Raw genomic sequence first — 11,181 nt, 5'->3', positions numbered from 1 at the left:
CCCCCCCCCCCCCCCCCCCCCCCCCCCCCCCCCCCCCCCCCCCCCCCCCCCCCCCGGCCCCCCCCCCCCCCCCCCCCCCCCCCCCCCCCCCCCGCGGCGCCCCGCCGCCCCCCCCCCCCCCCCCCCCCCGGGGGGGGGGGGGCCCCCCCGCTTCGCATGGTCGTGGATGGCCTCAGAACAGGCCGATCCAGCCGAGGACGATGAGAAGAACGGGAGCGAGAACCGCCACGAGCAGGAGCCAGGCCACGATCAGGTTGCTGCGCCGCTCACCGTTGAGCTGAGAGGCGAACTGGAGGCCGGGGGCTGTCTCGGCTTGGAGGCCGTGGGTACGAACCGGGTCCGGGCGCTCGGGAATCCTCGAGTCGTGTGAGGTCGTCATGGCGCGTCCTTCCGGTGCCGGGGTTGGTGGGCTCTCTATGACACGCGGTGGGGCGCCCGGACACCCCTTGCGATGCCTGCAATTTCGCTGTGAACGACGCTCGGCCCTCCCCGCCGTGTGGCGGGGAGGGCCGAGCGGAACGAGCCGTGGCGTCAGTTGGCGTGCAGATCGGCGTTGAGCTCGATGCCCTTGCCCGCACGCGCACGGCACTCGACGGCGCCCGTGGCGGAGTTGCGGATGAACAGCATGTTGTTGCCGCCGGAGAGTTCGACGGCCTTCTTCACGCTGCCGTCGGGCATCGTCACCTTCGTACCTGCGGTGATGTAGAGGCCCGCCTCGACGACGCAGTCGTCACCGAGCGCGATGCCGAGGCCGGCCTCCGCGCCGAGGAGGCAGCGCTCGCCGAGCGACACCCGCTGCGTGCCGCCGCCGGAGAGAGTGCCCATGATCGATGCTCCGCCGCCGATGTCGGACCCGTTGCCGACGACGACGCCCTGACTGATGCGCCCCTCGACCATCGAGTGCCCGAGCGTGCCGGCGTTGAAGTTGACGAAGCCCTCGTGCATAACGGTGGTGCCCTCGGCCAGGTGCGCGCCCAGGCGGGCGCGGTCGGCGTCGGCGATGCGCACGCCGCTCGGGGTGACGTAGTCGGTCATGCGGGGGAACTTGTCGATGCCGTAGACCGAGACCTGCCCGCGCTGGCGCAGTCGGGCGCGCGTCATCTCGAAGCCCTCGACGGCGCAGGGGCCGAAGTTCGTCCAGACGACGTTGGCGAGTGCGCCGAAGAGGCCGTCGAGGTTGATCGTGTTCGGCGCGACGAGGCGGTGGCTGAGCAGGTGCAGGCGCAGGTAGGCGTCCGAGGCGTCGCGCGGGGAGGCGTCGAGGTCGACGACGGTGCGCACGACACGCAGGGTCACGCCGCGGTCGGCGTCCTTGCCCTCGAGGACGAGGAGCTCCGCCGGGGCGCCGGCGTCCTCGTCGGGTTCGCCCAGCGCTGGGGCGGGGTACCACGTGTCGAGGGTGGTGTCGTCATCGGTCACGGTGGCGAGGCCGAAGCCCCAAGCGGTACGTGCGTCAGTCATGCGCCCGAGCCTAGCGACCGGCCCCCGCTGCGGGCAGGTCGTTTCGGGAGCCGAGCACTTAGGGTGGGCGCATGGCTTCTCTCGATCTCACGCAGGACGTCGTCACGCTCACCGAATCGCTGTGCAACATCGAGTCGGTCTCGTTGAACGAAGCGGCGCTCGCCGACGCCATCGAGACGGAGCTCGCGAAGCTCGATCACCTCGAGGTCGTGCGGGACGGCAACTCGCTCGTGGCGCGCACGAACCTGGGGCGTGACGAGCGCATCGTTCTGGCGGGGCACATCGACACCGTGCCGCTCACGAGCGAGCCGGCGAACCTGCCCGTCAAGCGCGTGGACGGCAAGCTGTGGGGGCGCGGCACGACCGACATGAAGGGCGGCGTCGCCGTCCAGCTCAAGCTCGCGCACGATCTCGTCGCACCGAACCGCGACGTCACCTTCGTGTTCTACGAGGGCGAGGAGATCGAGGACCAGTACAACGGTCTCGGACGCATCGCGCGCACCCGTCCCGACCTGCTCGAGGGCGCGGCCTTCGCCGTCCTGCTCGAACCGACGAATGGCGGCATCGAGGGCGGCTGCAAGGGCACGCTGCGCGTCCACGTGCGCACCAAGGGCCTCGCTGCGCACTCGGCGCGCCCGTGGAAGGGCGACAACGCCATCCACAGGGCGGCCGACATCCTGAACCGCCTGCGCGAGTACGAACCGCAGACGGTGAACGTCGACGGCCTCGACTACCACGAGGGCCTCAACGCGGTGAACATCTCCGGTGGCATCGCGGGCAACGTCATCCCGGACGCCTGCACCGTGACGGTCAACTACCGCTTCGCCCCGGACAAGAGCGCCGACGAGGCGCTCGCCTACGTCACCGCCTTCTTCGACGGCTTCGACCTCGAATGCGACGACCTCGCCGGGGGAGCGCGCCCCGGCCTCGACCGCCCCGCCGCGAAGGCCTTCGTCGAGGCGCTCGATCTGCCCGTCGTGGCCAAGGAGGGGTGGACCGACGTGGCCCGCTTCTCGGCCGTCGGCGTGCCCGCGGTCAACTTCGGCCCCGGCGACCCGAACGTCGCCCACATGGACGACGAATGGTGCCCCGAGGACCAGATCGTCGACGCCCTCGAGGCGCTCACCGGCTGGCTCGCCTGAGCGATCGGGTGCGGGAGGACGCTGTGAGCGAACCCGACGGACGGTCACCACTGGCGCGTCGTCTCCTGCCGGACGGTGAGGAACCCGACCCGCGCTTCACCCTGGCCAACGAGCGCACCTTCCTCGCGTGGATGCGCACCGCGCTCGCCTTCGTCGCGGGCGGCGTGGCTGTCGAGGCCTTCACGAACGACTTCATGCCCGAGGTGTGGCGACGCATCGTTGCTGTGCTGGTCGTCCTCACCGGCCTCGTCATCTCCGTCATGGCGGGCGCTCGATGGCTGAGCGTCGAACGAAGCATGCGAACCGGGCGGCCCCTGCCGGTGCCGTTGCTCGTTCCGCTCCTGTGCGGCACGGGCGCTGTGGCGTCGATCGTGACCGTGCTCATGATCGCGACGCTGAACCGGTGACCGATCTGCACCCCGCGAGGCGTCGTCCCGGGTCCGCCGAGCGGCGGCACGCCGATCCGGGGCTGCAGCCCGAGCGCACCACCCTCGCCTGGGGACGAACGTGCCTCGCCCTGTTCGTGGCGGGGCTCTTCCAACTGCGCTTCGTCCCTGATTACGGCGTGGCCGCGCTCGTTCTGACGAGCTTCTGCGCGGCTGCGGCGCTCGTCCTGTCCGCGACGGCCCGCCTGCGTTATCGCAACGCCACCCGGCGGCTGTTGGGCGAGCGGCGCGAGCCCGCGCTCAAGAGCGTCATCGGGCTGAGCGCCGTCGTCGTCGTGCTCGGCCTCGGAGAGATCGTTCTCCTCTTGCGCGGCTGAGCGGACTCCGACTCGGCGCCTGCAAATTCGTGGTTTTGCGCGACTGGTTCGGCGTGGCCAAATTTCCAACCAAATCGTTGGAATCAAATCCAGGAGACCACCTCATGTCCAAGCCCGTCCTCGCCGTCATCATCGGCAGCGTTCGCGCCGGCCGACAACCCGCTGCTGCATGAAGAGGGACTCGTCCGTCGTTGGTCTCGGCAGGACGCTCCGCCCAGCGTGAGCGTCGGCGCTCACTCATATCCGTACGGAAGGAAGAACACCCGTACTACCTCTCGATTCCCGCACCGCCCTCGTCGTCGTCGACGTCCAGAAGGGCATCCTCGCGATGCCGCCCAAGGAGGTCGCCGATCAGCTCGTCGAGGCGAACGTAACGCTCGCCGACGCCTTCCACGCGGCGGGGCTGCCCGTCGTCTGGGTGCACGCCACCGGCCTACCGCCGGGGCGCGTCGAGCGCCCGATTCCCGAGGACGACGAACTGCCCGAGTGGTTCGCCGACCTCGATGGGCGGCTGCCTGCCCGCGAGGGTGACCTTCACATCGACAAGCCGCGCACCATCAGTGCCTTCTCCCGCACCGACCTCGCGGAGAAGCTGCGCGCCGAGGGCGTGACGCAGGTCGTGTTCACCGGCATCGCCATGGGCGCGGGCGTCGAGGCGAGCGCGCGCAGCGCGTTCGACGAGGGCTTCACCGTCACGGTCGTCTCCGACGCCGTCGTCGACGGTGACCCCGAACGTCAGCGTGCCTCGCTCGGCCACGACATCCCCTCGATCGGTGGCGTCGCGACCGTTGCCGAGGTGGTGGCGGACCTCGCGAAGCGCTGACCACGCGAGCGAGCTCACCCGAACGACGAAGGGCGAGGTCGAACCTTTCGGCGGTTCGACCTCGCCCGTGCTCGTGTTCGACCGGCCGCGTCAGAAGCCGTGTGAGTCCACATCGCCTCGGGCGCCCGCGACGCCGCACTGACCGAGCAGGTTCTTGGCCGCCTCGATGACGTTGCGTCGGCGGGTGTCGAGGTCGACGCCGTCCGGGTCGGCGCTCATCATGTGCGCGATCTGCGGAACGGACGACCACCAGCCGGCCAACGACAGCAGGAGGAACGCGAGGACGTCGGCGTCGACGTTCGTGGCGATCTCACCGTTCTCCTGCCCGGAACGCACCGCCGAGACGCGCGCGGCGTAGTACTCGCGCCGGCGCGACTCGTCGAGGATGGTTCCGTTGTAGGTCAACCCCTCCCACAGGACGAGACGGTTGAGGTGCGGATGCTCGCGGTGGTAGTCGAACAGGTCGCCGATGTAGGCGTCGATGTCGAGTCGCCCCGTGGCCGAGACGGGCACGGCCTCGGAGATCTTGCGCAGTTCCCCGTCGAGCACGACGCCGAACAGGGCCTGCTTGTTGCCGAAGTAGTGGTAGATCCGCTCCTTGTTCACGCCGGAGCGCCGGGCGACGTTGTCGATCGCCGTGCCGGCCGGACCTTTCTCGGAGAACTCGAGCAGGGCTGCTTCGAGGATGCGACTCTTCGTCTTCTCGGTGTCCCACGCCATGCTCGTGCCCTGTGCCTTCCCACCCCTGGGCGTCGCACGGTGGTGCGCCGCAAAATTCTTCGCAGCAACGTAACAGTTGGACCCGCACTGCGGGTTGTGGCGAACGCGACGCGACGACGTCGCCCCACCCTGTGGCGGGGGCGCGGCACACCGTACGTCCTCGGTGAGGGGCAGGACGTGCCCGGCCCCATCGTTTCTGAGAAGCTGTCTTCCGTGAGCGCACCAGAGCGGCAGCAAGCCGACGTCGACCTGCTCGACGACAATCCCTACACGCGGGTGACGCGCGCCGATCGGGGACTCTTCGGCTGGCGCGAGCTCGTCGCCACGCGCTGGCGAGCCATGCGCATCCAGTCGGAGTTCATCCGCGGTTTCTCGGCGCTCGCCGAACTCGGCCCGGCCATCAGCGTCTTCGGTTCTGCGCGTGTGGCCACCGACGATCCCGCCTACCAGGTCGGAGTCGACGTGGGTCGCGCCCTCGTCGAGGAGGGCTTCGCCGTCGTCACGGGCGGCGGTCCGGGTGCGATGGAGGCGGCGAACAAGGGTGCCCGGGAGGCGGGCGGTGTCTCCGTCGGGCTCGGCATCGAGCTGCCGTTCGAGACCGGCCTCAACCCGTACGTCACGACCGGCATGAACTTCCGCTACTTCTTCGTGCGCAAGACGGTCTTCGTGAAGTACACGCAGGGCGCGGTCGTGCTGCCCGGCGGCGTGGGCACGCTCGACGAGATGTTCGAGGCGCTCACCCTCGTGCAGACACAGAAGGTCAACCACTACCCGATCGTGCTCGTCGGCGCCGACTTCTGGGAGCCTCTGCGCGACTGGATGCGCGAGACGCTCCTTTCGCGCAGCATGATCTCGGCTGCCGACGTCGAGCGTCTGCGCATCGTCGACACGGCCGACGAGGCGCTCGCCTTCATCCGTGAGGCGCACGCAGCTGCTCTGGAAGCCGACCCGGAGGACGTCGCAAAGGTTCGCGCCCACCAGTCGAACGACCAGGAGGCCACCTCATGATGATCCTGCTCATCGTCGTGCTCGTACTTGTCATCGGTGGCGTGGTCGCCGTCGTCGTCGGGCGCGTGGGGGCCGACACCATGAGTTCGCCCACGGCGACGTCGGCATTCGACCTGCCGAAGGGCAAGCTCGGCTCGGCGGGAGTTGATGCCGTGCGCCTCGATCAGTCGCTGCGCGGCTACAACATGGCGCAGGTCGACGCCGTGCTCGACCGGCTCTTCGACGAGATCCACGACCTGGAGGCCCGGTTGGAGCGGAGCGAGCACGACGAACCGCGCGGCGAGAGGGTGCCGGTGTCGCGTTTCGGCGCCGGACGCGTCGAGCCGGAGCGCGCTGACCGCGCCGCGGACGTCGTGCAGTTCCGTCGCCGCCGCGGCGAAGGCGACGATGCTGACGCATGAGCCCGACGGCATCGCGCGATGCGGTTGGGTGACGAGTGCGCCCGACTACCTGCGCTATCACGACAGCGAGTGGGGCCGACGGGTGCGCGGTGAGCGCGAGCTGTTCGAACGACTCATGCTCGAGGCTTTCCAGTCCGGGCTGTCCTGGCTGACGATCCTTCGCAAGCGCGAGGCGTTCCGGGCGGCCTTTCGTGACTTCGACCCGGACACCGTCGCCGGCTTCGGTGACGCCGATGTCGCACGGCTCATGGGCGATGCCGCCATCGTCCGTAATCGGCGCAAGATCGATGCGACCCTGACGAACGCGCGTGCCGTCGTGCGGCTGCGTGACACGGTTGGCCTCGAACGGCTCATCGAGGCACACGCGCCCGTCGAACACTCGCGTCCCGGCACGCCGGACGAGGTCGTGGGGTTCTCGAGCGAGTCCACCGCCCTGTCGAAAGCGCTCAAGCGTCACGGCTTCGCGCACGTGGGCCCGACGACCTGCTATTCGCTCTTCCAGGCCTGCGGGTTCGTCAACGACCACGCGGTCGGCTGTGCTGCGGGCGACGACATCGCGGGGGAGTGAACGACCTAGCCCTTCCGAGAGCCGGGGTGGTCAGGGCGTTCCTCGCCACCCCGGCTCGTCACCGTTCGGCGACGTTGCGTCAGCGGCCCTCGAAGGTCGGCTTCTCCTTGGCCAGGAACGAGGTCACGGCGCGGCTGTGGTCCTCGGTGGCACCCGTCGCCATCATGCGCGGCTCCTCGAAGTCGAGCGACTCGTCGAGGGAGTGGGTCGAGGCGAACATGAGCGCTTCGCGCATCGCGGCGTAGGCCGCCGTCGGGCCTGCCGCGAGACGGGCGACGAGAGCATCAACCGTCGCGTCCAACTGGTCGTCGGCCACCACCGTGTTGACGAGGCCCAGCTCAAGGGCGCGATCGGCCTTGATGGGTGTTGCGTCGAAGAGGAGCTCACGGGCGTGCGCAGGGCCGACGAGGCGTTGCAGGGACCAGCTCGCACCCGTGTCACAGCTCAACCCGATGCCGGCGAAGGCCGTGGTGAAAGTGGCTGATTCCACGGCGACGCGGAAGTCGGCCAGCATGGCGATCGACAGGCCGGCTCCAGCGGTGACGCCGTTGAGCCGGGCGACGGCCGGCTTCGGCATCCGTGCGATCTCCCGCGCGATCGGGTTGTAGTGCTCGGCAACGGTCGACAGGGTGCTCCCGCTGCCCCCACTGGCGAGTTGTTCGGCGTGTTCGCGTAAATCCTGTCCGACGCAGAAGCCGCGCCCCTCGCCGGTGAGGACGACGACGCGCGCCGACTCGTCGGAGGCGGCTCGACGCAGCGCGTCGAGCAGTTCGACGCGCGCCTCCGTGGTGAGCGAATTCAGTGCCTTGGGGCGGTTCAGGGTGATGGTTGCGACCGAATTCGAGACGTCGTAGAGGACGGGAGCATCAGAAGTCATGCCCCCGATTCAATCGCATTCACCCCGACGAATGGTGACGCGCGCCACTCCGCGATTTCGTCTGGCCGAAAAAGCGCGTCATACTAGTAGCAACAAGCCCCGTCGCGCACGCGCGACACGGCCCGTCACACCCGGTGGGCCCGTCGGTGAGCCCTCGTGGAACACCCGGTGGACGGCGGAGCGCGATCGAGAACGGCACGCGCCCGCGCGTGCACCTGAAAGGGGTCACCCATGGCAGCCATGAAGCCTCGGACCGGCGACGGTCCGCTCGAGGTCACCAAGGAGGGTCGCAGCATCCTGCTGCGTATGCCTCTCGAGGGCGGCGGCCGTCTCGTCGTCGAAATGAACGCTGACGAGGCGAAGGCCCTCGGTGACGCGATCAAGGGCTGCGTCGGCTGACGCACGCTGATCGCGAACCACGAAGAAGGTGCTCACCCCGCGACGGGGCGAGCGCCTTCTTCGTGTGTTCGAGCTGAGTCGTCGGCTGATCAGCGCCTGACGCACACGAGGAGGCCGTCGCCCACAGGCAGCAGCGTCGTCATGAGGTCGTCGTCCTCACGGAGCGTCTTGGCCAGCGCGCGCAGGGTCATCGTCGTCTCGTCGCGTACCGCGGGGTCTGCCACGCGGTCGTGCCACAGCATGTTGTCGAGCACGACCACGCCCCCCGGGCGTACGAGGCGCAACGCCTGTTCGACGTAGGCCGGGTACTCGTCCTTCTCCCCGTCGACGAGCACGAGGTCGTACGCGCGATCGGCCAGACGTGGCAGCACCGTGAGCGCACTACCCGAGATGATGCGGGTGCGCTGCGGGGCGTGGCCCGCGCGCTGGTAGGCCGCGCGGGCTGCGCGCTGGTGTTCGAGACTCACGTCGATCGTCGTGAGGACCCCGTCGCTCGGCATGCCCTCGAGCAGCCACAGCCCCGAGCAGCCGGCGCCCGTGCCCACCTCGACGACGGTGCGTGCGCCCGTCGTCGCAGCGAGCATGCGAAGGGCCGCTCCCGCGGCGGGGCTCACCGGCGTCGCGCCGAGGTGCTCGCCCTGCTGGCGCGCAGCCTCGATGTGGGCCGGTTCGTACGCGAAGTCCTCGGCATACGCCCAGCTGGCCGGTTTGAAGCTCGTCATGAGGTTGATTCTATTTGGAAGCAAGTCTCGCCCGCGAACCGTCGGAGCACGTCGATCGGTTGCGGAGGGAACGAACGGGTGGCCGTTCGCGTTGAAACCGTCGAAGAGGGGCTTGGGCGACGCTCAGGCCACGCACAGACGGCCCGGTCAGGATGAGGACAGAAACCATGCGGTGTCGACTCGTTCGACCGGGGAGGACATGAGATGAGAAGCCAGGTGCCGGACACGGTCAGCGACCCGGTTCACCCAGTCAACACCCGCTCGCGCGTCGTCGTGCCCGAACGGGCACCCGAAGGCTGGGCTCCTCCGACGTGGGAGGAGATCGTCACCGAGCACAGCCCGCGCGTCTACCGCCTGGCCTACCGCCTCACGGGCAATGTTCACGACGCCGAGGACCTCACGCACGACGTCTTCGTCCGCGTGTTCAACTCCCTGAGCTCCTACCGGCCGGGAACCTTCGAGGGCTGGCTGCACCGCATCACGACGAACCTCTTCCTCGACCGCATGCGTCGGAAGCAGCGCATCCGCTTCGACGCGCTCGCCGACGATGCCGACACGCGCCTGCCCTCCACGGCCCGAGGCCCCGAGCAGGTCGTACTCGACGCCGAGTTCGACGACGACGTGCAGCGCGCGCTCGACGCCCTCGCGCCCGACTTCCGTGCCGCTGTCGTCCTGTGCGACATCGAGGGGCTCTCCTACGAGGAGATCGCGGCCACCCTCGGACTCAAGCTCGGCACCGTGCGCTCCCGCATCCACCGCGGGCGCGCCGCACTGCGTGAATCGCTCGCGCACCGTTCGCCTGCGGCCCGCGAAGAGCGCCGACGCGCCAGTGGTGTCGTGCGCGCAGCCACCGACGGGCTCGGAGGGCCCCGCACAGCCCTGGGGATGTCGTGACGCGCCGCTACAGGGAGGGCCACCTCGGGGAGTTCGTCGACGCCTACGTCGACGGCCAACTCGACGAGACGAGCTCCCACCTCGCCGCACGGCACATCATCAGCTGCGAGGGCTGCCGCCAGAGCGTCGAAGCCGAACGTGCCATCGTCCTGCAGGTGCGCCGAGTGCCCCTCGACCCCGGACGTCACGCTCGCCTCGTCGCAGGGCTCGTTGCGCTCGACACACGTGATTCGTCGGACGACACACCTCGTGGCGAGGCCGCCGTGCATTCCCCGGCGAAGGAGGAGCGGGTCCACCTCCTCTCCCCGGACGCCCCCGCGCAGTACAACCGATCTTCCCGACGCCCGGTTCTCGGCATGGTCGCGCTCGCGGCAGCCTGCGGCGCCATCGTCATGAGCAGCGCCGCCCACCCGCGCAGCACGGCACCCGGCGCCCCCACCATGGCGTCCAACGCCCAGACCACCGACCACTTCGACGCGCCCGAGGTGCGCGGCGAAGGGCCACGATCGGTTGCCCGCAGCGCCTGGTCCGTCGTCCTGATTCAGGCGAACGACGAGCGATCAGGCAGAATGGCTCCATGATCGAGATCGACTTGGCAGGGGTGACGCGCGCGTGAACATCCCGTTCATCGACATCAACTCCGGCGAGTTCATTCTCATCGTCATCATCGCTCTTGCGCTCATCGGCCCGAAGCGCCTGCCGGAATACATCGCGAAGTTGCGCACCTTCATCCGCACGGCACGCGACATGGCCGAAGGTGCCAAGACCCAACTAAAATCCGAGATGGGCCCCGAGTACCAGGACATCGACTGGCGCCAGTACGACCCGCGTCAGTACGACCCGCGCCGCATCGTTCGCGAAGCCCTCTTCGACGACCCCGACGCCGACATCGCCGCCGAAGTCGGCCTCACCGAACGTCGAGCCAACGGCTCCACCGCGGCCGGCGCCGTCGGCCCCGACCACGCTGCGTCCGGCGTCGGCGCCGAAACCCACAGTGCAGGCGTCGGCGGCGAGGACACCCAAGCGATCCCCAGCGCCCCGCGCTCCCACATCACCGCCGAATACCACCCCGACCGCACCACGCCGTTCGACACCGACGCGACGTAGGCGCTCCCTTGCCCTATCTTCCGGCGATCTGACCTCGCAAGCTCGGTCAGATCCCACGGTGCGACAGGCCTTCGGGGGCGAGTCGGCTCCCAGCGCGGTCCGGTTGGTCTGCGCTGCTCACCTTTTCGCCGCGGGGCCAGTGCCCTCGCAGGCTCGGTCCCTGCCTCGCGGCTCAGGCACGCTGGCTTCCGGGGTCCCCTTGGTCGTCATGGCCAGCGCGCCGGCCACGCGGCGAAGCTGCTCGACATGACGAAGCGGGGGGGGGGGGGGGGGGGGGGGGGGGGGGGGGGGGGGGG

The 11,181-nt window shown here is 69.5% G+C and carries 16 protein-coding genes; 11 read left to right on the top strand and 5 right to left on the bottom strand.

Annotated features, from left to right (window positions below):
- Positions 1 to 172: 172 nt before the first annotated feature.
- Positions 173 to 379: a hypothetical protein gene (locus K9D12_RS14555; RefSeq protein WP_223060574.1), complete on the bottom strand. Its 207-nt coding sequence runs from the start codon at positions 377 to 379 to the stop codon at positions 173 to 175.
- 152 nt (positions 380 to 531) lie between these two features.
- Positions 532 to 1,461: a 2,3,4,5-tetrahydropyridine-2,6-dicarboxylate N-succinyltransferase gene (gene dapD / locus K9D12_RS14550; RefSeq protein WP_129662556.1), complete on the bottom strand. Its 930-nt coding sequence runs from the start codon at positions 1,459 to 1,461 to the stop codon at positions 532 to 534.
- 71 nt (positions 1,462 to 1,532) lie between these two features.
- On the opposite strand from dapD, the gene dapE reads away from it, so the two are divergent.
- From dapE to K9D12_RS14530, 4 genes are all read left to right on the top strand, one after another.
- The gene (gene dapE / locus K9D12_RS14545; protein ID WP_223060573.1) at positions 1,533 to 2,603 is read left to right on the top strand and encodes a succinyl-diaminopimelate desuccinylase; all 1,071 of its coding nucleotides are present in this window, start codon (positions 1,533 to 1,535) and stop codon (positions 2,601 to 2,603) included.
- A gap of 23 nt (positions 2,604 to 2,626) precedes the next feature.
- A complete protein-coding gene (locus tag K9D12_RS14540; RefSeq protein ID WP_370633533.1) occupies positions 2,627 to 3,010 on the top strand; it encodes a YidH family protein in 384 nt (127 codons plus the stop codon).
- Positions 3,007 to 3,366, top strand: a complete 360-nt coding sequence (locus K9D12_RS14535; protein WP_165357817.1) for a DUF202 domain-containing protein — start codon at positions 3,007 to 3,009, stop codon at positions 3,364 to 3,366. The genes K9D12_RS14540 and K9D12_RS14535 overlap by 4 nt, the downstream gene beginning before the upstream one ends.
- Positions 3,367 to 3,607: 241 nt before the next feature.
- Complete coding sequence (locus K9D12_RS14530) at positions 3,608 to 4,189, top strand: cysteine hydrolase family protein (RefSeq protein ID WP_255417449.1); 582 nt, start codon at positions 3,608 to 3,610, stop codon at positions 4,187 to 4,189.
- 90 nt (positions 4,190 to 4,279) lie between these two features.
- On the opposite strand, the gene K9D12_RS14525 is transcribed toward K9D12_RS14530, so the two are convergent.
- Complete coding sequence (locus K9D12_RS14525) at positions 4,280 to 4,909, bottom strand: TetR family transcriptional regulator (RefSeq protein WP_223060571.1); 630 nt, start codon at positions 4,907 to 4,909, stop codon at positions 4,280 to 4,282.
- Positions 4,910 to 5,122: 213 nt separating this feature from the next.
- On the opposite strand from K9D12_RS14525, the gene K9D12_RS14520 reads away from it, so the two are divergent.
- From K9D12_RS14520 to K9D12_RS14510, 3 genes are read left to right on the top strand one after another with little or no spacing between them, the layout of a single operon-like run.
- Complete coding sequence (locus K9D12_RS14520) at positions 5,123 to 5,917, top strand: TIGR00730 family Rossman fold protein (protein WP_255464868.1); 795 nt, start codon at positions 5,123 to 5,125, stop codon at positions 5,915 to 5,917.
- A complete protein-coding gene (locus K9D12_RS14515) occupies positions 5,914 to 6,318 on the top strand; it encodes a DivIVA domain-containing protein (RefSeq protein WP_082128597.1) in 405 nt (134 codons plus the stop codon). The genes K9D12_RS14520 and K9D12_RS14515 overlap by 4 nt, the downstream gene beginning before the upstream one ends.
- On the top strand, positions 6,305 to 6,886 hold the full coding sequence (locus tag K9D12_RS14510) for a DNA-3-methyladenine glycosylase I (RefSeq protein ID WP_223060570.1): 582 nt from the start codon (positions 6,305 to 6,307) through the stop codon (positions 6,884 to 6,886). Before K9D12_RS14515 ends, K9D12_RS14510 begins: the two co-directional genes overlap by 14 nt.
- A gap of 79 nt (positions 6,887 to 6,965) precedes the next feature.
- On the opposite strand, the gene K9D12_RS14505 is transcribed toward K9D12_RS14510, so the two are convergent.
- Positions 6,966 to 7,763, bottom strand: coding sequence for an enoyl-CoA hydratase/isomerase family protein (locus K9D12_RS14505; RefSeq protein WP_223060569.1), 798 nt, complete (start codon positions 7,761 to 7,763; stop codon positions 6,966 to 6,968).
- Between the two features lie 231 nt (positions 7,764 to 7,994).
- On the opposite strand from K9D12_RS14505, the gene K9D12_RS14500 reads away from it, so the two are divergent.
- Complete coding sequence (locus K9D12_RS14500; RefSeq protein ID WP_082128596.1) at positions 7,995 to 8,162, top strand: DUF3117 domain-containing protein; 168 nt, start codon at positions 7,995 to 7,997, stop codon at positions 8,160 to 8,162.
- Positions 8,163 to 8,251: 89 nt separating this feature from the next.
- Here K9D12_RS14500 and K9D12_RS14495 read toward each other — a convergent pair whose 3' ends face one another.
- Entirely contained in the window at positions 8,252 to 8,884 is a 633-nt protein-coding gene (locus K9D12_RS14495) for an O-methyltransferase (protein ID WP_187035772.1), read from the bottom strand.
- Between the two features lie 204 nt (positions 8,885 to 9,088).
- Here K9D12_RS14495 and sigE point away from each other — a divergent pair, with 204 nt between their 5' ends.
- From sigE to K9D12_RS14480, 3 genes are read left to right on the top strand one after another with little or no spacing between them, the layout of a single operon-like run.
- Positions 9,089 to 9,778: an RNA polymerase sigma factor SigE gene (sigE, locus tag K9D12_RS14490; protein ID WP_223060568.1), complete on the top strand. Its 690-nt coding sequence runs from the start codon at positions 9,089 to 9,091 to the stop codon at positions 9,776 to 9,778.
- Positions 9,775 to 10,359, top strand: a complete 585-nt coding sequence (locus K9D12_RS14485; RefSeq protein ID WP_223060567.1) for a hypothetical protein — start codon at positions 9,775 to 9,777, stop codon at positions 10,357 to 10,359. The genes sigE and K9D12_RS14485 overlap by 4 nt, the downstream gene beginning before the upstream one ends.
- 31 nt (positions 10,360 to 10,390) lie before the next feature.
- Positions 10,391 to 10,885: a hypothetical protein gene (locus K9D12_RS14480; RefSeq protein WP_052946715.1), complete on the top strand. Its 495-nt coding sequence runs from the start codon at positions 10,391 to 10,393 to the stop codon at positions 10,883 to 10,885.
- The last annotated feature ends 296 nt before the right edge of the window (positions 10,886 to 11,181 follow it).

This window comes from Dermacoccus sp. Tok2021 (genome assembly GCF_019895135.1).
Taxonomy (GTDB): domain Bacteria; phylum Actinomycetota; class Actinomycetes; order Actinomycetales; family Dermatophilaceae; genus Dermacoccus; species Dermacoccus abyssi.
The sequence above is the reverse complement of the archived record's forward strand: the minus strand, read 5'-3'. Positions and strand labels throughout refer to the sequence as shown.